The organism is Bosea sp. BIWAKO-01 (assembly GCF_001748145.1).
Lineage (GTDB): Bacteria > Pseudomonadota > Alphaproteobacteria > Rhizobiales > Beijerinckiaceae > Allobosea.
In genome coordinates this window covers 2,558,239-2,581,264 of record NZ_BCQA01000001.1, presented here as the reverse complement: position 1 = coordinate 2,581,264, position 23,026 = coordinate 2,558,239, and the positions used below count along the sequence as shown (strand labels likewise).

Below are 23,026 nucleotides of genomic sequence, written 5' to 3'. Positions count from 1 at the left end.
GCCGGGCGAACCACCGGTTGTCCCACTGCCGACCGAAAGGGGAGGCGTACGAAACCTAATTAGTGCGAAAGCGTCGGAGCGGCAATTCGCAAACCGCCGCAACGGCAATACGCAGGAGGCATGTCGCAAAAGACATGCCGAGCGTTCAGGCGCGCTCGGCCAGCAGCTTCGCAATGATCGCGACGGAGGTTTCGGCACCTGCCCTGTCGATCGTGAGCGGAGGGGTCGCGCCTGCCACCAGCATATCCGTCACTGCTTCCTCCAACCCGATCGACGTCAACGAATCAGGCCCGGACAGGCGCAGGCAGCGTGCGAGGCCTGCGCGCTCCATCGCCTCGGCGCGGACCGTCTGCTCGGTCTCGTTCCCGGCATCGAAGGGCACCACGATCGCCGGCCGCCCGGCGCGAACCAGATCGAGCACCGTGTTATAGCCGGCTTGGCTGATCGAAAGCGCACATCCGGCAAGCAGTCCGGGGAAATCCGGTCTCGCACGTTCGACGCGGACATGCGCTGGCGCCTTGCGCTCCAGCTCGGCGAATTCTGCTGCGCCGATGCCCTGACCGCCAAGGATACGCCAGCGCCTGCGATTGCCCATCCGGGTCGCGGTCGCGATGGCAAGCTCGAACAGCGGCAAGCCAGCAGCCGAACCGCCTCCGGACACCACGATCTCGCCCGGCTCCAAGGGTGTGGCGCATTCCTCGGGCCCGGTCAGGTAACCGGTATAGCGCAGCTTTCGCGCCAGCTCTGGCGCAACCGGCCAGGACCGTTCCAGCGGCAAGAAGGCTCTGTCGCCATGGACGAGGACCGCGTCGAAATGTGCCGCGATACGGTCTTCGGCCTCGCGGATGCGATCGGCGCGCGGCGTCACCAGGACATCGCGCACCGAGGACAGGACTAGTGCCCTTAGATTGGCCGCCGTCGCCACGCCGATCAGGCCGAGAAACTCATCGGCCAATTGCCGGCGTCCGAACGGAAAATGCTCGGTGACGACGACATCGGGCCGGTGCTGTGCCGTGAGATCGAAGAGCATCTTCCGGCGCAAGGCGCGATAATCCTGCGAAACCGGACGCCCCTCCGGGTCGAGCAGGTTCCGGAAGTCAACACCCTCGACCTTGATCGGCGGCAACTGGGCAAAGGTGAACGAACCGTCCGGGACGGATCGCGGCGCGGCCCCGCCACTGACCAGCATGGTTTCGAATCCGGCGGTCCCAAGGGCGCGCGCAAGATGAGTGGCCCTGACAAGATGGCCGCTGCCGAGCAGGTGCGTGACGACGATCAGGGCGCGGGGCGTCATGATCGCCGCCGGTTCGCCGCTTCCAACAGCATCGCCTGGACCCGATCGAGTCCCGCCGCTGCCGAAAACGCCTGCGCCAGTCTCTGGAAGGCGGCCTCTCCAAGGGCGCCGCGCCGTGTCGGGGATGACGCCAGATCGGCCAATTGCCGCGCCAGTGCCTCCCGATCGCCCGGCGCCACGAGCACACCTTCGACGCCTTCGCGTACGAATTCGGGAATGCCTGCGAAATCGGTCGCAACGATCGGCAGGGCTTGGCTGGCGGCCTCCATCACGACATTGGGCAGGCCATCGCGATCGCCATCGCCCGCCAGCTTCGAGGGCAATACGAAGAGATCCGCATCGCGGAGGGCCGCAATCACGTCCTGCTGCGCTTTCGGCCCTGCCCAGGTGACGCGCTCTGCCAGCCCGAGATCTGCGGACAGCGCCTTCAGCGCAGCGAGCTTTTCGCCACCGCCGATATGGGTCAGCCGCCAGTGAAGTGCGGCCGGCAGCGCCGCCAAAGCTGCGAGCAGATCGTCGAAGCCCTTCTTCTCCACCGCCCGTCCAATGGTGATGAAACGAACCGGATCGGCTGGGTCACGGCCATCGCGCATGCTCCGCGCGACCGGAGGCGCGGGAAACCGCGCCAGGTCAAGCCCATGATAGAGCAGAGCGACCTTGTCGGCGCGATCCGCCAGCCGCGTCAGCTCCGCATGTCCATCACGCGTGCAGGTGACGCCCCAGGCCGCATCGGCGATCTTTTCGCGCTTCTCCCAGTCCGGGGTCGTCCAGATATCCTTGGCATGGGCCGAAAAGGACCAGCTCAAGCCACGCAGCAGAGCTGTGTAACGGATCACCGAGGCCGGCGTGTGCAGATAATGAACGTGCAGATGATCGATACTCCCCGGGAGTTCCCGCGCCATGACGCAGGCCTGACCGAAGCGGCGCACCCTGTTGCGCGTCGGATCACGGGCAAGATCGCGCAGGAACACAGGCAGGAGCCGAAGGAATCCTGGCCGGAACAGGGCCCGCCCGATGCCGCGCAGCACGCGCCCCGGCTCGTCGTGCAGATATTCCGGCAGGTAGGTCACAGGCGCCGTGATCTGCTTGTGCATGAGATGGCGCGCGCCATCCGTCGGCTGACGCAGCGACCAGATCGAAAAGGGCAGTGCACGCTGCTGCAGGCCCAGCAACTCCTGCGCGATGAACGTCTCCGACAAACGCGGATACCCTTTCATCGCAATCGCGATCCGCGGCTCGTTCGCCTCGCTCATCGCCGGCCGATCAGCATGAAGCGCGTATAGTTCCTGCTGGGCAGCGCACCGGAGAAATTGACCTCCGACAGTCCCGCCTGCTCCTTGAAGGCCTCGAGACTGGCAACGCAGCTCTTGTGGTCCGGCTCGCGGTAATAATCGTTCGACTGCAACAGCACCGGCAGACCGGGCGGCAGCGATGCAACCCAGCCGGGCACATCGGCAAGATGCTCGCAGCTCGTGTTGATCACCAGGCCGGGCCGCTCCGGCTCCCTCGTGAAATCAAGCTGCATCATATCGGCAGTGACAGCGCCGAAGCGCTCTTCCGCGACATGGCGGCGGTTCAGACGTTCGGCGATCTCCGCACAGGCTGGATCGCGGTCGAGGCTGACCACCCTGCCGAGGTCGAGCCGCGGGTCATCCAGCAACAAAGCGCCGAGCACGCCATACCACGCCCCAAGCACCCAGACCGGCCCCTCGGGCCGTGGCAAAGTCTCGGCCAGCGCATCGACCAGCCAGCGCTTGGACGCGATCTGCTTGTGGTTGAAGGCGATCCAGAGTTCCGGCGGCATCCCCTGGCCGATCAGCCGCGCGAGATCGGCCACGACCCTGTTTCCAGTCAGGGCTGCGACACCGCGCAGAATGTCGTAGAAGGCGTCCGAAGGCGTGTCCGTGGTCATGCCATATCGCGAAGGGGTGGGATGAATTCGGCCGGACCATATGCAAGCCCGGATACAAAGGCCAGTCACGAGAATGACGGCGCAATGGCCCCTTCGGGGACCTTGTTGCCCCATCTCGCCGGCCCCGGCGCCTGCTTGAGACAGGTGCTCGCCGCGCACGCGGTGCGGCACTCCCCCCATATCGTGGAGATCGGGGGCGCCGGGTTGCCGATCACCGGCTTTCTCACCCATTCCCCGCAATCGGTCACGGTGATCGACCCGAAAATCCCGGCTTTCAAAGCAGGCATGCTGAACGGAAAGCCCTGTACGGTCCTGCATCAGGCCGCCAAGCTTCAGGCCATCACGCTTGCCCCGCCGAAGCCCTATGCATTGGTGCTGCTCGGCCTGTCACTCAAGCCCTTCGGGGGAGCCGCGGCAACACCGCCCGAATTGCTCGCCCTTGCGGAAGCAGCCGAGACCCTTGTGATCGACTACGCGCTCGATCTGGAACGCGCCTGCGGTCAGATCGGCGCGATCACGGCGACGCGACCGGCTCCGCCGCTTATCGATCTCGCCATGACGATCGACGATCCGGCATTGCGCAGCGCCGGATACGACCGCCGCCGCTTCCTGGTCTATGGCCCGCCCTGAGCTTCAGACGTCCTGATTTTCGGGCTTCTGGTCAGCCTGCGTCTTGCGGCGCCGTCCAGCCGGTTTCACGGGGGCAGACGTCTCCGTGGGAGCCCGCTCCTCCCCGTTGCCAGCATCCTGCGTGACGCCTTGCGCGGCCACTGCGCCGATATCCACCGCGTCAGTCTCATCCGCAACATCGATGCGTGGCGTCCTGGCGAAACCATAGGCCGCCATCGGCGCATCCCGGCCCTTGATCATCACCTTCAGCGGAACGGCTTCGGCAAAGCTCCGACCGGTCAACGCAACAGTCGTCTCCGAAACGACGATATCGGCGAGAACACGCCGTGTCGCTGCCTCGAACTGGCTCGCGATCGCCACCGTCTCGCCGACCGTGATCTCATGTCGGCCGAGGCTGTCATTCTCGACCGCGCCGACGACCGCCTGGCCGGTATGGATGCCGATGCCGATCCGCAGCGGCAGCGGCAGCGCCGCGCTGAACTCACGATTCAGGGCATCGACCGCCCGCACGATGTCGCCAGCAGCGGCGATCGAAGCGAGCGCCGCCTTGGCCGGGCTGGCTTCCAGGCCGAACACCGCCATGAAGCCATCGCCATAGAGAGCGTCGATGCGCCCGCCATGAGCGATGATCGCCTGGGCCATCTCGTCGAAGAAGCGATTGAGCAATCCGATCAGCTCATGCGGCAATTGCCGCTCCGACAGCGCAGAGAAGGCGCGCAAATCGGCCACCATCACGGTCAGGCCGCGACGGGCAATGGAACCATCCAGCTCGACGGCTCGAATAGCCGACCCCAGTTTGGATGCAAGCAGCAACTGCACCTGTAGGTCGTCGCGCGGTCGGATCTGGCAGGCGAGGCGGACACGCGGCGGCGCCGATATCCGCCGGAGCAGCTTTGCCTCGTTCGGCCCCGGCGCCGGAAGATCAGCCGCACCATCGAGGACCAGCACGCGGCAGGTGGCGCAGCGCGCCCGTCCACCGCAAAGCGCCGCATGCGGAATATTGAAGCGCCGGAACAGCTCCAGCACGGTCGGTCCGGGCACGACCTTGCGCACGCCATGGCCGACGAAGCGCACCGTGATCGCACGGGTCGTCCGCACTCGGAACTCACGGAACGCAACGAAGACCGCGAAGGCGCCGACAAGCCCGAAAAAACCGCTCTTCACCCACATTTCGTGCCAGTTGGACATGGCCGAACGGGCTTCGCTGCGAGCCTCCGGCGGCAGGGCCATTTGCACGGCCTCGCGCGCAGCGACCGAGAATCCGATCAGGGCAAGAACCGGAATCAGGACCGCAACCAGAAGAAAGGGATCGCGCCACCGCGCATAACTGTCCCGGCTGCGCAGGATGAAGTGCAGGCCGATCATGCCATGCGTCCAGACCAGGAGCAGGAGCAGCGACTGCGCCAAGGCGTGCGCCGGCCAAAGCCGCCGCAGCACCGCGTGATAGCTCTCGTCGATATGGAAATAATGCCCGATGATCCGGGTGCTGACGATATGGTCGACGAGCAGCAGGGGGATGGCGAGGCCCAGCGCAATCTGCAGGATTTCGCGCACCGGCATGCGGAAAGTCCGCCGCTGCGCGACCCGCACCAGCGCAAAGACCGGGGTGAACAATCAGGGCGCCATAGAGGACAACGGTTCCCGGCCAGGAATGCCAGACCGCATAACGCCATTCCTGCACCTGCTCCATCGCCGCAACACCGGCAATACCCACGGCGTGATTGAGGAAATGGGTCGTTGCGAAGGCGAGCAGGATGAACCCTGACACCAGTCGGATATCCCGGCTCCAGGATGAAACCTGGCTCATGCCGGCATCGAATCCAGGCGAACGCTTCGTGCCGATCTGCGGCAGGCTCATGAGCTTTCCCGTGTCCTCAATGGACCTTCTCGCTATGCAGGACGTAATTGGCCAGCCGGTACAGGCGCGAGGCCAGATCACGCGACAACGCGACGCTGAAATCGGGAACGGTGCCGAGCAGCTCGAAGAACAGATCCTTCGGCAGACGCAGCGCGCAAACCTCGGTCTTGGCCACAGCCTCACCGAGATAGGCCTGGTCGCTCAGCATCGGCACGTCGCCGAAGATGCTTCCAGTCTCGAACTGAAAGCGCTTGGCGGGGCGTTCGTCCTCAGTATGCAGGAGCTCCACCTCCCCCTCCAGGATGAAATAGACGCCTTGCGGCCTCTCTCCTTCCCGGATGATGACGGTGCCGGCCTCGAAATGCAGGCGTTCACCCATCAAGGCCACAAGCTTGAGCCGCGGCGCCGGCAGGCTGCGAAAGAGCGGGATGCTCCGCAGGCAGGCGATATCGCTCTCGAGCGTCATTGTCGCACCTCTACCCCCTCGGCGACCCGCAACGGAGGCGAAGCGGTTCGATGTCCCGTTTCGTCCTCGCCTTCACTGTCGCCGTCTTCAATCACGCCGAAGGATCCGTTGAACACGAGCCTCGGCGAAATGTCTCTGGCGAGACTAGCATCACCAAGAAGTAGAAACAGTGTCATGCCGGCACAATGCTTGCGCAAGCGGCCGATGATTTCGCCGCCCTTGTTCGACGTGGCAAGCAGCGCGCTCGGATCGAGGATCGCGATCTGCGGCGCCTTGATCAAGGCTTGGGCGAGCGGAATCGCGAGCCGGATTCGGGCCGGCAAATAGCGGCCACGCAGCCCGCAGTCCGTGTTCAGTCCGACGCGATAGAGCGAGCCGTCGAGACCTGCGCGAGACAGCGCCGTGCGCATGATATCGGCAACCTTGCGGCCGGCGTCGCTGATGCCGAACCCGATGCGTCCAAACAGGAGATTGTCGCGGATGCTGGCACCATCCATGACGCGCTCCGGGTCATAGAAATCGACCGAACTGGCAGCATCCGCCGGCAAATGGGCCTTGAAGCTTGCCCGCGCGCGCAGAATACGCCGCCGCAAGGCATCATCGAGCAAGTTGAGGCGGTGTTTTGGCTCGACATAGCCGAGCGCGAGCGCCATCAAATTCCGCTCCGTTTCCGGGTCGAGCGGGCTGCGCATATCGTGCTTGGCCAGAACGGAGGCCAAGCCCTTCAGCATCTCGAAATCGAAGTTCGTGCCAAAGGAATAGCGTTCGAACAAGGCATGGCCGGCCGGCAGCCCCTCGAAGATCTCGACCACGGTCGAGACGATGCGCGCACCCACTTCGACGAGCGGCTCGATCAGCGCTTCGGCCTGCATCAGCGCGCGCGCATAGGGCTCTGCCAGCAGGGTATCATTGGCGAAACGCCCCCCCTTGCGCGCCCCAAAGATCAGGTTCTCCGCAATGGTCGCGTTGGCATTGTAGCGTTTGGGATCGAATGTCTCGACAAGTCCGGCAAGCTTGCTCTTGGACAGCTCCGCCGCCACGACCCTGCGGGCCTCGGTGATCCTGTCGATGATCGACTGATCGAGAGGCAGGACCACCTTGCCGTCCAGTCCGAGTTCGTAGACGTCCTCGTCACAGCCAAGGACTTCCAGAATCCGCTGGATATGCGCTTCGAGCTCGGCGGCGCCGGCGAGGCCCAACCCTTCATAGTCGGTCCAGTCGGCAGCAAAGGAGAAGGGCGTATTGCCGGAGCGAACCGCTTCGATCAGCCGCCTGTGCTCTTCGGGCGTGACCGGCTCCTTTGGTTTCAGGCTAGGCCGCCGGCGCCTGAGGGGGAGCAGGATATTGTCGCGCAGCGTGCCGTTGATGATCTCGACCTCCTGGCCGGCATAACCGATCAGATGGCTTGCCTTTTCGACAGAAAATCGTGCGAGGCTGGTCCTGTCGATCAGAACCCGTCCCGAATAGGACATGATCTGGCGACCGAGGATGCGACCAAAGACGTCGCGTGCCCCTCCGGGCGGCCCAAGGACGGCAACGACGCTGGGACGGGGCACCTGAAAGGATAGCGGCGAGAGCAGCGGCTGGCCTCGATTGTCGAGCATCTGCACGCTGTCGAGCCTGATCTCACCCTTGTCGGGCAGGTTCGAACAATCCTCCTCCTCGTCGAGCACCATTGTCTCGTCAGGATTGAACTGGCCGACGACCTGTTCGTACTTGATGGTGACGTCGTTGCGCTGCTGATCCCAGTCGATCAGTTCCTTGATCGGTGGCGGCAGATCGCGATAGGCCGCGATGACGGCGACAAGCTGGCCGATATCGAGCCTACCCTGCAGGGCAAAATAGCCCCCGACTGCGTAGAAGAAGAATGGCGTGATCTGCGCCAGCAGATTGTTGAGGAACTTGACCGCGAATTTGCGCTTGTAGAGCGCGTACCGGATGTCGAAGAGGTTACCGAGACGCCCGGCGATATCCGACTGCATGTAATTCGTGACACCATGCCCCTGGATGGTCGGGCCGGCATCGACGATCTCGCCGATCCGTCCGGCAAGCAGGCGCGATGCGATCTGCCGTTCGCGGCCCAGCCGCAACTGCTCCCGGCGCAGGATCGGAATGATGATCGCCTGGGCGATCACGATCACCAGTGCGATCGAGCCCAGCCAGACGCTTTGAGCCATGATGAAAACCAGGGCCGTCAACGCCTGGCTGAGCAGGAACACCGGCTGGATGAAGGCATCACCGACGAAGCCGCCGATCGGCTCGACTTCATCCTTGATCATGCTCGCCACTTCGGCCGGCTTGACGGACCTGATGTCCTCCGGCTGGAAGCGCATGAGCTGGCTGAACAGGTCATAGCGCATGCGCCTCAGCATCCGCTCGCCGAGGATGCCTTTGCGCACGTTGATCACGTATTTGAAGATGCCGTTGATCAGCACCAGTATAAGGAAATAGAAGCTCAGGCCGAAGAGCAGCCCGAGTTGGCCAACCTGGAAGCCGTCGAAAAGGTGGACGCTGCCACCGCCGAGCATGTCCGGCCAATGCAGCGTGATGTCCATCAGCGTGGTGCTGGTATTGCCGTCCTTGAAGGCTCCGCCCTGGATCGCATCATTGACGATGCGCTTCGGCACCACGAACGAAACCCAGTTGAATGGAATCGAGGCAAGGATGATCAGCAGGACGACGATCTGTTCGCCACGGCTCTTCTGCCAGATGTAACGAAAGAGGTTCGTCTCCAAGGGACGTCCTGTCTGGCGAACCGGATGGTGCGCCGCTCATTGTGTTTCGCGTCATATGTGTGTCAGTCACGGCACTTGCGCAATGTCGCGATGCGGCGTGCCCACGGCTTGCTTGGCCTCCAGCCACATGTTTCGATCACAATGCGCGGAGGGACGGAGATGCGACTGAGACGTGTCAGACGGGCGTTGGGGCCGATCGCGGGAATTGTCCTGCTTGCGCTGGCGACCCCGTCCTATGCTGCGGAACAGGGTGGATCTTCGCTGCTCCTCAGGGATGGCTTCGATACGGGTCGCTTCGTGCCCGAAGGTGGGCTCTACTACAAGGACAATGCCGAACAGCGCGCGGGGCTCGCGACATTTCAACAAAAGGGTGCCCTGGATGGCAGGGGCGCGCTTACCCTGTCGGTCAAGCCGCTCTGTGCGAAAGGCGCTCGCAACTGCAGCGAAAGGGCCGAGGTTTGGGAGAGGCCCGAGGTCCTGGCAAGCTACGATCAGACGGTCTGGTACGGCTTCGCCATGCGCCTTGACGACCCTGTGCCGCAAGACGATGCGCGCTATGTCATGGCACAGTGGAAGCGCCAGATCACGCCTGGAGCCGAGGGGGATTATTCGCCCTTTCTCGCGCTCAGGCTGTTTCAGGGGCGGGTTGGCGTCACCGTGGAGACCGACATGACCGAGGTCTTTCCGATCGGCGGCGCAGAACGCCCAGACGGCTGCCTCCCAGGAGAGGCCCTGGCCGTGAACCGTCGTGTCGCGCGGCAGACCCGCGCCCTGGTTGCGCTCGAGACCGGCAGCACGCGGGCCGACTATCCCGCCTATTTCAATGCCTGCGCTCCCGCGATCCAGGTGACACACCACGCCGGGCTGCCGCCAGTTCGGGCGGGTTGGATCGACTTTGTCTTTCGCTCGAGTCCCGGCCCTCAGGGCAACGGCCATATCGAGATCGTAGCAAATGGCCGGCACGTCGCCACCATCAAGGGCCCCATCGGTCATCGCGGCTCCGGCCTCGGGAAGAAGCAATATTTCAAATTCGGACCTTACCGGGCCGCCAACAAGGGCTCGTGGAGCGTAAGTTACGACGATTTCCGGCGCGGACCGCGTTGCGCGGATGTCATCCGGAACGGGCAGTGTCCGCCGGAATGAGCGCGCGCAAGACAGAGATTGGCAAGACGCAACTTTCCACGTCTAGTGCCAGAGAACCCGGTGACCCGGGAGCGAATACGGGGTTCAGAAGTTAGCAGCTCATGGACATCTTGCGGATCAGCGATTTGCGGATCGGCTTCACGGTGCACGGGTTCGCCCGGGATGTCGTGAAGGGGGTCAGCCTGCGTGTCCCGGCAGGCAAGACGGTGGCCCTCGTCGGCGAGTCCGGATCCGGTAAATCGGTGATTTCGCAGGCGATCATGGGGCTCCTTCCCCGCGCCGGGGGCGTCACCGGCGGTGAGATCCTGTTTCGCGACCCGCTCGACCGGGACACCGTGATCGACATTGCGGGCCTGACCGCTGAAGGCGAGGAGATTCGCGCGCTGCGCGGCGGCCGCATCGGCATGATCTTCCAGGAACCGATGTCCTCGCTCTCACCGGTGCACACCATCGGCAACCAGATCGAGGAAGCCCTGCAATTGCATCGCCCGACCGATGATGCTTCGGCACGCCGGCAGATCGAGACGATGCTTCGGCGCGTCGGCTTCAAGGACCCAGCGCGCGCCTACGGCTATTACCCGTTCGAACTTTCCGGCGGCCTGCGTCAGCGCGCCATGCTCGCCATGGCCCTGATCTGTCAGCCCGCCCTGCTGATCGCGGACGAGCCGACCACTGCTCTCGACGTCACCATCCAGGCCCAGGTCCTCGACCTGATGCGAGATCTCCAGGCCGAGATGGGCATGGCGATCCTGCTCATCACCCATGATCTCGGTGTCGTTGCCAACATGGCCGACGAAGTCGTGGTGATCTATCACGGCGAGATCATGGAAAGCGGTCCTGTCGAGGATATCTTCCGACGTCCGCGGCACCCCTATCTCAAGGCACTGCTGAAAGCCTCGCCGCATTTCGACATGCAGGAGGGCGAGCGGCTGGTCGCATTGCGCGAGGCACGTGCCCAGCCTGCGGCAACGCCGCGTGCCGCCCCGGTCATCTCCCGGCCTGCCAATGCGCCGCCCTTGCTGAGCGTGCGCCACTTGCGCAAGACCTACACCACTGGCTCGCGGGGGTTCTTCGGCAAAGGCACCCAGGCGACCGTCCTGGCGGTCGACGATGTCGGATTCGACATCGCACGCGGCGAATGTCTTGGCCTTGTCGGCGAGAGCGGCTGCGGCAAGACCACCGTCAGCAAGATCATCATGCGCGCGGTCACGCCCGATGCCGGCGCGGTCACCTTCAATGACGGGTTCGGCCCGACAGACGTCCTCTCCCTGCAGGGCGAGGAGCTGCGGCGGTTCCGTCAGCGGGTCCAGATGATCTTCCAGGACCCGGTCTCGTCTCTGTCGCCACGCATGACCGTCATGAACATCCTGCGCGAGCCGCTGGTCATTCATGAGCGCGGTGACGGCGCTGAGCAGACAGCCCGCGTGCGCAGCCTGATGGAGAGTGTCGGGCTCGATCCGCGCTTCCTCAGCCGCTACCCGCACTCTTTCTCCGGCGGCCAGCGCCAGCGCATCGGCATCGCGCGCGCGCTCGCGCTCGATCCGGACCTGATCGTTTGCGACGAGCCGGTATCTGCCCTCGACGTTTCGGTTCAGGCCCAGATTCTCAACCTGCTCAAGGACCTGCAGGCCGAGCGCGGCCTCACCTTCCTGTTTATTTCGCACAATCTTGCCGTGGTGAACTACATGGCGGACCGGATCGCGGTCATGGCCAACGGTCACATCGTCGAGCTTGCGCCGCGCCACGCCCTCTTTGCCTCGCCGGCTCACCCCTACACGAAGGCCCTGCTGCGCTCGGTTCCCTTCGCCGATCTCGACCGGAAGCTCGATTTCAAACTCGTCGCGCCCGGCGGCGCCTCCGATTACAGCCATTGGGCCCCGGCCTTCAGACCGGAGGCAGGCGTCAGCCTCGAGCCGCTGTCCCTGGGCGAGGGCCACTACGTCCTGGCGCGCCCGGAAGCGAACCACAGGGAGTTGGTCTGATGACATCCCGCCGGCAGCACCCCACACGCCGCACCGCCCTCCTGCTCGGGGCCGGAGCCTTCGCCGCTCAGGGCCTGCCGCGCGGCGCGCTCGCCCGCGAACCCAACCCGATGGACTTCATCGACAGCCCCTACTGGGCCGGGAAGGTGGCCGCAGGCGCGCTACCGGTGATCACACTCCGCCTTCCGGAGGAACCTCGCGTGATCGATGTGTCCGGCCCCGACCGGATTCCCGGGCGGCATGGCGGCACGATGCGCATGCTGATGGGCGACCAGCGCGACATCCGGATGATGACGCTCTACGGCTATACTCGGCTCCTCGTCTATGACGACAATCTCGAACTGGCGCCGGACGTTCTGGAGACTGTCGACGTCAAGGACGGACGCATCTTCACCCTCAGGCTGCGGAAGGGGCATCGCTGGTCCGACGGCAGCCCCTTCACGACAGAGGATTTCCGCTATTGGTGGGAAGACTTCGCCAATAACCGGCGGCTCTCCCCTGGCGGGCCGCCCCAGGCCCTGCTGGCGGGCGGCGAGAAGCCGGTCTTCGAAGTGCTGAGCGAGACCGAGATTCGCTACAGCTGGACCAAGCCGAACCCGATCTTCCTGCCCTCGCTAGCTGGCGCCCAGCCGACCTATATCTATATGCCGTCGGGCTATCTGAAGCAGTTCCATGAGCGCTACGCCGACAAGGTCACGCTCTACGCCCGCGTCAAGGCAGCGCGCGTCAAGGACTGGGGCTCCCTGCACGAACGGTTCTCACGCATGTATAGGCCCGAGAACCCCGACCTGCCGACGCTCGACCCCTGGCGCAATCTGACGCCACTTCCGGCTGAACAGTTCACCTTCCAGCGCAACCCCTATTTCCACCGCATCGACCAGGCCGGGCGACAACTGCCCTATGTCGACGAAGTGACGATGACGATCGGGACGAATTCGCTGATCCCGGCGAAGACCGCAGCCGGCGAAAGCGACCTGCAGGCACGTTATCTCCGCTTCGACAACTACACCTTCCTGAAGGACGCCTCGAAGCGGATGAATTTCGACGTCAGGCTCTGGAAACGGGCCGAAGGCTCCTGGTTCGCGCTTATGCCGAATCTGAATGCCATCGATCCGGTCTGGCGCGATCTCAATCGCGATGTCCGTTATCGGCGCGCCCTCTCCGTCGCGATCAATCGCAAGGACATCAACCAGGTGATTTTCTTTGGCCTTGCCAAGGAAAGCGGCAATACGGCACTCCCCGAGAGCCCGCTCTATGATGCCGAAAACGCCAATATGTGGATGCAGGCTGACCGGGCGCTGGCCAACCGGCTGCTTGACGAGATCGGACTGACCAAACGTGCTCCGGACGGTGTGCGGCTCCTGCCCAATGGCCAGCGTCTTGAATTTACCGTGGAGACCGCCGGCGAGAGCACCGAAGAGACGGATATTCTCGATCTGATCAAACAGGATCTGCATGAGGTCGGGATCAAGATTTTTCCCCGCTCGGCCCAGCGTGACGTTTTCCGCCGCCGCATCCTTGCCGGCCAGACCGTGATGTCGGCCTGGGCGGGCATGGATAACGCGCTGGTCGCGGCCGAAATGGAGCCCGATGCGCTTGCCCCCACGTCGTCGATGCAGTTCAACTGGCCGCGCTGGGGACAGTTCCTGGAGAGCGGAGGCCGCGAAGGCGAAGAACCTGAACTCCCCGAGGTGCAGGAACTGGTGAAGCTCTACCAGGCCTGGCGCGGCAGCGTGACCCATGACGAGCGCCGGACGATCTGGCGTGCGATGCTAAGGATCAATGCCGAGCAGCTTTTCACCATCGGCGTGGTCAATGGCACGCTGCAGCCGGTCGTGGTCTCGCGCAATCTGCGCAATGTTCCCGAAAAGGGTCTGTACAGCTTCGAGCCGGGTGCCTTTTTCGGTCGCTACATGCCCGATACGTTCTGGTTCGACGATGCTCAGGTGAAGAGCTGACCGATGCTGCTGAAATACATCCTCAAGCGCATCCTGCTGATGGTGCCGACGCTGCTGGTGACCAGTGCGTTGATCTTCACCGTCATCAACCTGCCCGAGGGCGACTATTTCGAGACGCTTGCCGCCGAGATGCAGGCCCAGGGCGAAAAGGCCGACCTCAGCCGCATCGAGTTCCTGAAGACGGAGTATGGCTTCGACAAGCCGCCAATCGAGCGCTATTTCCACTGGGTCACCGGGCTCATGCGCGGCGACATGGGCTATTCCTTCGAATATCAGCGCCCTGTAAGCGAGATCGTCGGGGATCGATTGCTGCTGACGATGATCGTCTCCTTCGTCACCATCATCTTCACCTGGGTCGTCGCCTTCCCGATCGGCATCTATTCCGCCACCCATCAATACAGCTGGGGTGACTACGGCCTCACATTCCTCGGGCTGATCGGGCTTGCCGTGCCGCATTTCCTGCTGGCGCTGGTCTTCATGTATTTCGCCAATGTCTGGTTCGGCACCTCGATCGGGGGGCTCGTCGATCCACAATATCTCAACCAGCCGATGAGCTGGGCAAAGCTCCGCTCGGTGCTGGAGCATCTCTGGATCCCCGTGATCATCATCGGCGCCGGCGGCACCGCCGGCATGATCCGCGCCGTGCGCGCCAACCTGCTCGACGAACTCCAGAAGCAGTATTACGTCACCGCCCGCGCCAAGGGGCTGCCGCCCGGCAAGGCATTGCGCAAATATCCGCTGCGCATGTCGCTGAACTTCTTCATTTCCGATATTGGCGACATTCTGCCATCGATCGTCTCCGGCGCAGAGATCGTCGCGATCGTGCTCTCGCTTCAGACGACCGGTCCGCTGCTGATCCGCGCCCTGCAGGCGCAGGACATGTACCTCGCTGGTTCCTTCCTGATGTTCCTCTCGTTCCTCACCGTGATCGGGGTGTTGATCTCGGACATCGCGCTCGCGATCCTCGATCCGCGCATCCGCCTCCAGGGAGCGGCCACCAAGTGAAGCCCGCTCTCCCGCCAGACGGCGCGCCGCTGCTGCACACGGCCTCGACCGCGCCGTTCGAACCCTACGCCGTCGAACGCATGACGCCTGAGCAGGAGCGTGTCTACCTCGCGTCACAATGGCAGCTGATGTGGTGGAAATTCCGCAAGCATCGGCTCGCGGTGATCTCCGGCGTCTTCATCATCCTCATGTATCTGGCGGTGATATTCGCCGAGTTCCTGGCGCCCTACCATTACACCACCCGCAATACCGACTTCATCCGCGCCCCGCGGCAAGAAGTGCATCTCTTCCACGAAGGTCGCTTCCTCGGCCCCTTCGTCTATCCCTATACGCAGCGCCTCAACATGGAGAACCTGAAGCGCGAATACGATGTCGACCGCAGCCGGCCGCAGCCGATCCGCTTCTTCTGCCGGGGCGACGATTACGATTTCTGGCGCCTGGTACCCGGCAACCTTCACCTCGTCTGCCCACCCAAGGACGGCACCCTGTTTCTCCTCGGCACCGATCGGCTCGGGCGCGACATGCTCTCGCGCATCATCTATGGCGGCAGAATCTCGCTCAGCATCGGCCTGCTCGGGGTCGGTGTCAGCTTCATCCTCGGCGTCATCATCGGCGGGATCGCCGGATATTACGGCGGCAAGATCGATCTCTTCATCCAGCGCGTGATCGAAATCGTGCAGTCACTGCCGCATATCCCGCTCTGGCTCGCGCTGGCCTCGATCATGCCGCCATCCTGGAGTCCGCTGCTCGTCTATTTCGGCATCACGATGATTCTCGGCCTGATGGACTGGACCGGTCTTGCCCGCGCGGTCCGCTCGAAACTGCTCTCGCTGCGCGAGGAAGACTATGTCGTTGCCGCCCAACTGATGGGCGCCAAGCCTGCGCGGATCATCGGCCTGCACCTCGTGCCGGGCTTCATGAGCCATCTCATCGCCTCGGCCACCATCACCGTGCCGAAAACGATCCTGGGCGAGACGGCGCTCAGCTTCCTCGGACTTGGACTCAGGCCACCGATCACCAGCTGGGGCGTGATGCTGAACGAGGCGCAGAACGTCAATGTGGTGGCGCTCTATCCCTGGTTGCTCTATCCGGTCGTTCCGGTGATCCTGATCATCCTGGCCTTCAACTTCCTTGGCGACGGCTTGCGCGATGCGGCCGATCCCTACCGCTGAGCGCGCCGCCACCTCCTGCTCGCGGACCTGACATCCTGTGCGGATCGCATTTCACACGCCGCTCAATGCGTACGAGGACGGCAGGATTTCCGGTGACCGGCGCATGGCGCACCAGCTCGTCGAGGCAATGACGCGGCTCGGCCATGTCGTCGCCCCCATCGCGGATGCGCGCTCCTATATGCGCAGCTCGGAGCCGGCGCTGCTGGATCAGCGCCTCGCCGAGGCGGCCGGCCGGCGCGATGCCTTGCTGGCCGCCTGGGAGACCAATGGCAACCGACCGGGACTCTGGTTCACCTATCACAGCTATTACAAGGCACCCGACCTCCTGGGGCCCGAGATCACGAAACGGCTCGACATTCCCTATGTCGTCGCCGAAGCAAGCGATTCCGGCCGGCGTTCCGAGGGGGAATGGGCCCGGCATGTCGCACTCGCGAGGCGCGGCTTCCGTGCTGCCGATCTGCATTTCTGCTTCACCGAGCGTGACCGTGGCGGCGTCGAGGCCCGCTCCTCGGACCGCACGCATTTCCTCGATCTGCCCCCCTTCATCGCGTTGGAGCCCTCCACGCCCCACCGCCGATCCGGTGCCGCAGCCACGCGCCTGATCACTGTCGCGATGATGCGCCCAGGCGTTAAGCTCGAAAGCTATCAAGCGCTTGCCGCCAGCCTCTCCCGCCTGATCGATCGTCCCTGGACGCTCACCATCATTGGCGACGGACCCGTGCGCAATCAGGTCGAAGCGGCCTTCGCGACCCTGCCGCGCGAGCGCATCGAATGGCGCGGTGAGCTGGATCGCCCTGCCGTCGGCGCGGCGCTGGCGGAGCACGACATATTCGTGTGGCCCGGCGTCGGCGAAGCCTATGGCCTGGTCTATCTCGAAGCCCAGGCTGCGGGTCTCCCGGTTGTTGCCTACGACAGCGGCGGCGTCGCAGCCACCGTCCGGAATGGAGAGACCGCGCTCCTGGTGCAGGATGGTGACCTCGCGGCTTTGGCAAGAGCGTTGGCGCAGCTCGTCGCGAACACGAAACAGCGCGAAGATATGGGTCGCGCCGCGCGAAACTTCGTCCTGCAGGAACGGACGCTCGATCGGACGAGCGAGATCATCTCGCAGGGCCTCGCATTGGCACAGGCGGCTCGCGCCGCACATCGGGCCCCGCGCGCGGAATCGACGGGACCATGAGCAACCCGCTCTGGGCTCCGCTTCTCGCCGAACTCGATCGCTGGAGCGCCGAGGGCCGGCGCCTGCAGCTCTGGCTTCGCGATGACGACGCGATCGCGCCAAGCCCGCAGCTCGACAGGCTGGCAGCCCTTGCCGAACATTTCGATGCGCCCGTGCTGCTCGCAGTCATCCCCTTCCTGGCGCAATCCGCCCTCTGCGAGCGCTTGCGGAGCGCCCCGCTCCTGCTGCCCTGCCAGCATGGCGCCTGGCACCGCAATCACGCCCCTCAGGGCGAGAAGAAGTCCGAGTTCGGAAGCCACCGGCCTCGGGACATCATTGTTGCGGAGATCGCGGCTGGGCGACGCCGGCTTATGGATCTGTTTGGCCCGACCCTGCTGCCGGTCTTCGTCCCCCCGTGGAACCGGATCGACAGGGATATCGCGGCAGGCTTGCCGGAACTCGGCTTCAGCGGGCTCTCCTGCTTCCGCAATTTCGGCTTCGCGGCGCCCCACGGGTTTTCCATCGTCAACACCCAGATCGACATCATCGACTGGCATGGCGGGCGCATTGGTCGCCCGACCCCGGCCATTGCCGAGGAGATCGTCACGGAACTCACACGAAGACGTGAGGCTGGAACAGGGGACAGCCCACTTGGCCTGTTGCTGCATCACCGCGACCATGATGAGGGGGCCTGGGCCGTTCTCGATGCCTTGCTCGGCTCGATCGTCCATCACCCCGCGGTGGAGTTGGTCGGCCTTCGACAGTTGTTTTCGGGCTCGAACACTGCCTAGAGTAAAGCTGCGACGCTGGGTGAGCGTCCGCCGCCTGGCGAAGCCGGACTTGGATGGACGCGCTTGTGGCGCTATATCCGAATCCGAACAGTTCTAGGTGCGTTCGCCCTCGCTCGAGGTCGTTTGGCCGTTTCGCGGAGGGCGAGCCGTCTATGCCGTATAACGTCATCGACATCGGCGGCGCCGACCGCGCGCCGCGCAGCCCTCAGGCCCCGAGGGTGCTGATCTACAGCCACGACACCTTCGGACTCGGCCATATCCGCCGCTGCCGCGCGATCGCCAATTCCCTGGTCGCCAGCTATTCTCATATATCAGTGATCATCGTCTCGGGCTCGTCGATGATCTCGAGCTTTCAGTTCGGCGATGGTGTCGACTATGTCCGCGTTCCCGGTGTCGAGAAGCAGGATGACGGGGGCTATGCACCGCATCATCTCAATCTCGATCTCGGCGACACGCTACGCCTGCGCGCCGACCTGATCAGACAGACCGTGCTGTCCTTCGATCCGGACGTCGTGATCGTCGACAAGGAGCCCGTGGGCTTGCGCGGCGAGCTCTTGTCGTCACTCGAGATCCTGCGCCGGCGCGGTGCCCGCATCGTGCTCGGTCTGCGCGACGTGCTGGACGAGCCGAGCAAGGTCCTCGAGGAATGGCGACACAGCGGCGCGCTCGATGCGCTGGGTTCGGTCTATGACGATATCTTCGTCTATGGGCTGGAAAGTGTCTACCAGCCGCTTCAGGGCCTGCCCGACCAGCATCTCTTCGCCGACAAGATCCGCTATACCGGCTATCTCAAGCGCGCCGTGCCAAGCCCGATGCCGCCGACCCGTCACCCGAAGATCACCAAGGGCCCTTTCATCCTGGTCACCCCCGGCGGCGGCGGGGACGGCATGGGCCTGACCGACTGGGTGATTTCGGCCTACGAATCCGACCCGACGATCGAGCTGCCGGCGCTGATCGTGTTCGGCCCGTTCATGTCGCGCGAGAAGCGCAAGGATTTCGCCGAGCGGATTGCACGCATCCCGAAGCTCGAAAGCCTCGGGTTCGAGCCGCGCCTCGAACTCCTGATGAATCGCGCTCACTGCGTGGTTGCGATGGGCGGCTATAACACCTTTTGCGAGATCCTATCCTTCGACAAGCCGGCGCTGATCGTGCCGCGCGTCCGGCCGCGGCGGGAGCAGAGCATCCGCGCCGAACGCGCCGACAGCCTCAAGCTCGCCACCATGCTGCACGACCCGCTTCAGGATGGTCAGGGTACGCGCGATCCGGCGATCATGGCAGCCGCCCTTCATGCCCTTCCCAAGCGCATGCCGCCGTCTCAGGCCTTCGTTCCGAGCCTGCTCGACGGCCTGCCCGCCATCAACCGCGCGCTTGCCGACAATCTCTCGATGCCGATCCGCGGCCGGGCGCTGGCCCAGAACAGCGCGGCAGTCAGCTGAGCCTTGCGCGGCCCGTGCTCCAGGGCCGCGAAAGAGCCCGAATTCGCGTGAGAAAATGGGCTGACAAGGCTGCGGAAACTTCGCAATATATCAGCCAGGTAGAAGGACGGTGCCGCACCGGCGCCTCTTCATGGGAGTTCGTTCTCGATGGCGCAGCTGCTGTTCAAGAATTTCGCCATGCTCGAGCCCGACCATGGCGAATTGCGCCGCGGCTACGAATTGCTGGTCGAAGGCGATACGATCCGCGAGGTCTCCGACAAGCCGATCAAGACGGCCAAGGCTGATGTGATCGATTGTGGCGGGCGTACCTTGATGCCCGGCCTGATCGACAGCCATGTCCATGTCTTCCTCTCGGAAGTCTATATCCGAGCCATGGAAAGCATGCCGCTGACACTGATGACGGCCCGCTCCGTCAGGCTGATGAAGGGCATGATCGATCGCGGCTTCACCTCGGTGCGCGACACCGGCGGCGCCGATTGGGGCATCAAGGAAGCCGTCGAGAAGGGCGATATCTCGGCTCCGCGCCTGTTCATCGCCGGCCAGGCGATTGGCCCGACCGGAGGCCACAGCGACCCGCGCCGGCGTACCGATTTCGGCGCCCGCTGCCATTGCTGCAACGCCATGGCCTATACGATGAACGTCTCCGACGGCGTTTCCGCGGTGAAGAAGTCGGTGCGCGAGCAGATGCGGCTCGGCGCCGACCACATCAAGATCATGATGTCGGGCGGCGTCGCCTCGCCCTATGACCCGCTGGATTCGATGCAGTTCAGCGTCGACGAGGTGAAGGCGGCCGTCGAGGAGGCCAAGGCATTTGGCCGCTATGTCTGCGCTCATGCCTACACGCCCGAAGCGATCACCCGTGCCGCGCAATGTGGCGTTCGTGCCATCGAGCACGGCAATCTGATCGACGAGGCCTCCGCCAAACTGATGGCAGAGAACAATATGGTGCTCACCGCCAATCTCGTCGCCTACTACGCGATGAAGGAGCGTGCGGCCGAGTTCGGGATGACCGGGGATATGCTGGCCAAGAACGATCTGGTCATCGATGGTGGCCTGCGTTCGCTCGAGATCTGCAAGCGCGCCGGGGTTCCCGTCGCCTATGGCAGCGATCTGCTCGGCCAGCTCCAGGTCGATCAATCCCGCGAGTTCCTGCTGCGCAGCGAGGTTCTCTCGCCGATCGAGATCATTCGCTCCGCGACGACCGTCGGCGCCCATCTGCTGCGGATGGAGGGCAAGCTTGGCACGCTGCGTGCAGGCGCCTTTGCCGACATCATCCTGATCGATGGTGACCCGTTGAAGGATCTCGGCCTCTTCCAGAACCAGGGCGCGGCTCTGTCGGCGATCATGAAGGGCGGGAACTTCCACAAGAACCGCCTGCAGTGAGAACCGGGCGGCGACAATGGGAAGACAAAAACCGGCTTGATTGTTTGTAAGTTGAACCGCAGCCTGCTGTCGGAGCGGATCGAAGGGCGGAGGGCATGACAGTGATGAGCTGGCAGCAATCGCAGAGCGACCACAACGCAACACGCCCCGCGTGGTCGTCGCGGCTGGCCGATGGCCCGACTGGATTCGCCGCTTGAGCGCCGCCCAGCGCCCAAGCTTCGGCCGAATCGCGCTGAATGGCGCTGCCGGCCTGTCGTTAGGCTTCATCCTGCTGCCGCTGGTCTTCGTGATCTGGCTTGCCTTCTTCCGGCAGGAGATTCCGTCCTTCCCGCCCGAAGGCTACTCCCTGAAATGGTTTGCGGCCGTTCCCGGGCAGAAGGCCTTTGTCGACGGCTTCATTCTCAGCCTGCAGGTCGGCGTGCTGGCGACCTTGATCGGACTGGCACTCGGGGTTCCGGCAAGTCTGGCGCTCGTCCGCCACCGCATCCCTCTCGGCCCGCTGGTGAATACCCTGTTGTTGCTGCCGCTGGTGATGCCGGGCATCGTGCTCGGCACCGCACTCTATGTCTTCCAGATCGAAACCGAGATCGCGACCGGCTGGCCGGTCCTGGGCTCGGCAGGCGGCCTCATCGCGGCCCACACGCTCGTGGTCGTGCCCTGGGTCGTCAGGCTGGTCACGGCAAGCCTTGCCGGCTTCGACCGCACCATCGAGGAAGCTGCCCAGAATCTGGGCGCCGGTCCCTGGAAAACCTTCTGGCGCGTCACCTTGCCAAGCATCCGGCCGGGTATCGTGGCAGCCGGCCTGTTCGGCTTCGTCACCTCTTTCGGCAATCTCGAAATGAGCCTGTTCCTCGTCGGACCGGGCCGTACGACCCTGCCGATCGCGATCCTGCAATATCTCGAATGGAAGATCGATCCGACGGTTGCTGCCGCCTCCGTCATCCAGATCGTTCTGATCGGCACCGCGATGATCATCACCGACCGTTACGTCAAGCTGAGCCGGGTGGTCTGACCCATGGCACGGCTCTCGCTCACCCATCTCCAGAAAGTCTATGGCGACTTCAACGCCGTCGACGACGTCACCATCGACATCGCCGATGGCGAGTTCCTGGTCCTGCTCGGTCCGTCCGGCTGCGGCAAGACCACGACCTTGCGCATGGTCGCCGGTTTCGTGCCGCCGAGCGCCGGCAAGATCACCATCGGCGAGCGCGACGTCACCGTGCTGCCGCCCTGGAAGCGCAATTGCGGCCTGGTGTTCCAGAGCTACGCATTGTTCCCGCATCTGACCGTCGCCGAGAACGTCGCCTTCAGCCTCGAGATGCGCAAGGTCCCTCCCGCCGACCGCGCCCCGCGCGTCGCGGAGGCGCTCCGTCTCGTGCAGCTTTCAGGCTTCGACGAGCGTTACCCGCGCCAGCTCTCGGGGGGGCAGCAGCAGCGCGTGGCGCTCGCTCGCGCGCTTGCGATGCAACCCGACGTGCTGCTCCTCGACGAGCCTCTCTCCAATCTCGACGCGAAACTCCGGCAGGAGGTTCGGGTCGAGATCCGCGACCTGCAGCGCAAGCTCGGCCTCACCACGATCATGGTCACGCACGACCAGGAGGAAGCACTCACCATGGCTGACCGGCTGGTGGTGATGGAGAAGGGCAAGGTTCGGCAGATCGGCAATCAGCGCGAGCTCTACGAGAAGCCGGCCGACCGCTTCGTCGCGGGCTTCATTGGCCGCAGCGCCTTCCTCGACGGAGAAACCACCACGCCTGGCCGCTTCCGCAGCCGCGGCGGGCTCGATATCACTGTCGGCGCCGCGAGCGGCACCGGACCGGCGACACTCGCGCTTCGGCCAGAGCGCATTTCGGTGGCAGCCGAGGCCGGAGCGTGCGTCAATCGCTTCGAGGCCCGTGTCGAGCACGTCTCCTATCTCGGCGCGCTGCTCGATATCGATGTCCGTCTTTCCGAGCACGACCGGATGTTGCTGCAGCTCCCGAATCGCCAGGGCAGCATCGAGCCGAAGCCGGGCGATACCATCACGATAGGCTGGGCCGAAGACGCCGGGCTCGTCTATCCGCGCGAGCCGTAAGGCCATGATCGGGAAAGGCGCATTGCGGCTC

Annotated in this window: 18 protein-coding genes; 12 read left to right on the top strand and 6 right to left on the bottom strand. The window is 64.2% G+C overall.

Annotation, left to right across the window (positions count from 1 at the left end; translation table 11 throughout):
• Positions 1-145: 145 nt before the first annotated feature.
• The 3 genes from BIWAKO_RS11950 to BIWAKO_RS11940 are packed head-to-tail and all read right to left on the bottom strand — an operon-like array spanning position 146 to position 3,206.
• A complete protein-coding gene (locus BIWAKO_RS11950; RefSeq protein ID WP_069878863.1) occupies positions 146-1,294 on the bottom strand; it encodes a glycosyltransferase family protein in 1,149 nt (382 codons plus the stop codon).
• A complete protein-coding gene (locus tag BIWAKO_RS11945) occupies positions 1,291-2,547 on the bottom strand; it encodes a glycosyltransferase (protein WP_069878862.1) in 1,257 nt (418 codons plus the stop codon). Before BIWAKO_RS11945 ends, BIWAKO_RS11950 begins: the two co-directional genes overlap by 4 nt.
• Entirely contained in the window at positions 2,544-3,206 is a 663-nt protein-coding gene (locus BIWAKO_RS11940; RefSeq protein WP_069878861.1) for a hypothetical protein, read from the bottom strand. The genes BIWAKO_RS11945 and BIWAKO_RS11940 overlap by 4 nt, the downstream gene beginning before the upstream one ends.
• Positions 3,207-3,290: 84 nt before the next feature.
• On the opposite strand from BIWAKO_RS11940, the gene BIWAKO_RS11935 reads away from it, so the two are divergent.
• Positions 3,291-3,836 (top strand): hypothetical protein, encoded by a 546-nt coding sequence (locus tag BIWAKO_RS11935; protein WP_141740048.1) that lies wholly within the window; start codon positions 3,291-3,293, stop codon positions 3,834-3,836.
• 3 nt (positions 3,837-3,839) lie between these two features.
• Here the strand turns inward: BIWAKO_RS11935 and BIWAKO_RS11930 are convergent, their stop codons facing one another.
• From BIWAKO_RS11930 to BIWAKO_RS11920, 3 genes are all read right to left on the bottom strand, one after another.
• Positions 3,840-5,450 (bottom strand): adenylate/guanylate cyclase domain-containing protein, encoded by a 1,611-nt coding sequence (locus tag BIWAKO_RS11930; RefSeq protein WP_069878859.1) that lies wholly within the window; start codon positions 5,448-5,450, stop codon positions 3,840-3,842.
• A 260-nt stretch (positions 5,451-5,710) separates the two neighbouring features.
• Positions 5,711-6,160: a cyclic nucleotide-binding domain-containing protein gene (locus tag BIWAKO_RS11925; RefSeq protein WP_069878858.1), complete on the bottom strand. Its 450-nt coding sequence runs from the start codon at positions 6,158-6,160 to the stop codon at positions 5,711-5,713.
• Complete coding sequence (locus BIWAKO_RS11920) at positions 6,157-8,895, bottom strand: ABC transporter ATP-binding protein (RefSeq protein WP_069878857.1); 2,739 nt, start codon at positions 8,893-8,895, stop codon at positions 6,157-6,159. Before BIWAKO_RS11920 ends, BIWAKO_RS11925 begins: the two co-directional genes overlap by 4 nt.
• 159 nt (positions 8,896-9,054) lie before the next feature.
• Between BIWAKO_RS11920 and BIWAKO_RS11915 the strand changes: the two genes are divergently transcribed.
• The 11 genes from BIWAKO_RS11915 to BIWAKO_RS11865 all read left to right on the top strand — a co-directional run bounded on the left by BIWAKO_RS11915 (position 9,055) and on the right by BIWAKO_RS11865 (position 22,995).
• Positions 9,055-10,038, top strand: coding sequence for a polysaccharide lyase family 20 protein (locus BIWAKO_RS11915; protein WP_084652219.1), 984 nt, complete (start codon positions 9,055-9,057; stop codon positions 10,036-10,038).
• Positions 10,039-10,139: 101 nt separating this feature from the next.
• Positions 10,140-12,020 (top strand): ABC transporter ATP-binding protein, encoded by a 1,881-nt coding sequence (locus BIWAKO_RS11910; RefSeq protein ID WP_069878855.1) that lies wholly within the window; start codon positions 10,140-10,142, stop codon positions 12,018-12,020.
• Positions 12,020-13,978, top strand: coding sequence for an ABC transporter substrate-binding protein (locus BIWAKO_RS11905; protein ID WP_069878854.1), 1,959 nt, complete (start codon positions 12,020-12,022; stop codon positions 13,976-13,978). The genes BIWAKO_RS11910 and BIWAKO_RS11905 overlap by 1 nt, the downstream gene beginning before the upstream one ends.
• A gap of 6 nt (positions 13,979-13,984) precedes the next feature.
• Positions 13,985-14,983: an ABC transporter permease gene (locus BIWAKO_RS11900; protein WP_069882397.1), complete on the top strand. Its 999-nt coding sequence runs from the start codon at positions 13,985-13,987 to the stop codon at positions 14,981-14,983.
• Entirely contained in the window at positions 14,980-16,155 is a 1,176-nt protein-coding gene (locus BIWAKO_RS11895; protein ID WP_069878853.1) for an ABC transporter permease, read from the top strand. The genes BIWAKO_RS11900 and BIWAKO_RS11895 overlap by 4 nt, the downstream gene beginning before the upstream one ends.
• Positions 16,156-16,258: 103 nt before the next feature.
• A complete protein-coding gene (locus tag BIWAKO_RS11890; protein ID WP_084651271.1) occupies positions 16,259-17,332 on the top strand; it encodes a glycosyltransferase family 4 protein in 1,074 nt (357 codons plus the stop codon).
• The gene (locus tag BIWAKO_RS11885; protein WP_069878851.1) at positions 17,329-18,102 is read left to right on the top strand and encodes a polysaccharide deacetylase family protein; all 774 of its coding nucleotides are present in this window, start codon (positions 17,329-17,331) and stop codon (positions 18,100-18,102) included. The genes BIWAKO_RS11890 and BIWAKO_RS11885 overlap by 4 nt, the downstream gene beginning before the upstream one ends.
• Positions 18,103-18,155: 53 nt before the next feature.
• On the top strand, positions 18,156-19,538 hold the full coding sequence (locus BIWAKO_RS11880; protein ID WP_244523419.1) for a glycosyltransferase family protein: 1,383 nt from the start codon (positions 18,156-18,158) through the stop codon (positions 19,536-19,538).
• A 147-nt stretch (positions 19,539-19,685) separates the two neighbouring features.
• Positions 19,686-20,921, top strand: a complete 1,236-nt coding sequence (locus tag BIWAKO_RS11875; protein WP_069878849.1) for a metal-dependent hydrolase family protein — start codon at positions 19,686-19,688, stop codon at positions 20,919-20,921.
• 193 nt (positions 20,922-21,114) lie between these two features.
• Positions 21,115-21,933, top strand: coding sequence for an ABC transporter permease (locus tag BIWAKO_RS11870; RefSeq protein ID WP_244523418.1), 819 nt, complete (start codon positions 21,115-21,117; stop codon positions 21,931-21,933).
• 3 nt (positions 21,934-21,936) lie between these two features.
• Positions 21,937-22,995 carry an ABC transporter ATP-binding protein gene (locus BIWAKO_RS11865; protein ID WP_069878848.1) on the top strand — a complete coding sequence of 353 codons (1,059 nt, stop codon included), beginning with the start codon at positions 21,937-21,939 and terminating at the stop codon, positions 22,993-22,995.
• Positions 22,996-23,026 lie beyond the last annotated feature (31 nt).

What these genes read in the sequence shown, in the direction of transcription:
- BIWAKO_RS11950 (WP_069878863.1), bottom strand. Translation starts at nt 1,294, where the DNA reads ATGACGCCCCGCGCCCTGATCGTCGTCACGCACCTGCTCGGCAGCGGC.
- BIWAKO_RS11945 (WP_069878862.1), bottom strand. Translation starts at nt 2,547, where the DNA reads ATGAGCGAGGCGAACGAGCCGCGGATCGCGATTGCGATGAAAGGGTAT.
- BIWAKO_RS11940 (WP_069878861.1), bottom strand. Translation starts at nt 3,206, where the DNA reads ATGACCACGGACACGCCTTCGGACGCCTTCTACGACATTCTGCGCGGT.
- BIWAKO_RS11935 (WP_141740048.1), top strand. Translation starts at nt 3,291, where the DNA reads ATGGCCCCTTCGGGGACCTTGTTGCCCCATCTCGCCGGCCCCGGCGCC.
- BIWAKO_RS11925 (WP_069878858.1), bottom strand. Translation starts at nt 6,160, where the DNA reads ATGACGCTCGAGAGCGATATCGCCTGCCTGCGGAGCATCCCGCTCTTT.
- BIWAKO_RS11915 (WP_084652219.1), top strand. Translation starts at nt 9,055, where the DNA reads ATGCGACTGAGACGTGTCAGACGGGCGTTGGGGCCGATCGCGGGAATT.
- BIWAKO_RS11910 (WP_069878855.1), top strand. Translation starts at nt 10,140, where the DNA reads ATGGACATCTTGCGGATCAGCGATTTGCGGATCGGCTTCACGGTGCAC.
- BIWAKO_RS11905 (WP_069878854.1), top strand. Translation starts at nt 12,020, where the DNA reads ATGACATCCCGCCGGCAGCACCCCACACGCCGCACCGCCCTCCTGCTC.
- BIWAKO_RS11890 (WP_084651271.1), top strand. Translation starts at nt 16,259, where the DNA reads ATGGCGCACCAGCTCGTCGAGGCAATGACGCGGCTCGGCCATGTCGTC.
- BIWAKO_RS11885 (WP_069878851.1), top strand. Translation starts at nt 17,329, where the DNA reads ATGAGCAACCCGCTCTGGGCTCCGCTTCTCGCCGAACTCGATCGCTGG.
- BIWAKO_RS11880 (WP_244523419.1), top strand. Translation starts at nt 18,156, where the DNA reads ATGGACGCGCTTGTGGCGCTATATCCGAATCCGAACAGTTCTAGGTGC.
- BIWAKO_RS11875 (WP_069878849.1), top strand. Translation starts at nt 19,686, where the DNA reads ATGGCGCAGCTGCTGTTCAAGAATTTCGCCATGCTCGAGCCCGACCAT.
- BIWAKO_RS11865 (WP_069878848.1), top strand. Translation starts at nt 21,937, where the DNA reads ATGGCACGGCTCTCGCTCACCCATCTCCAGAAAGTCTATGGCGACTTC.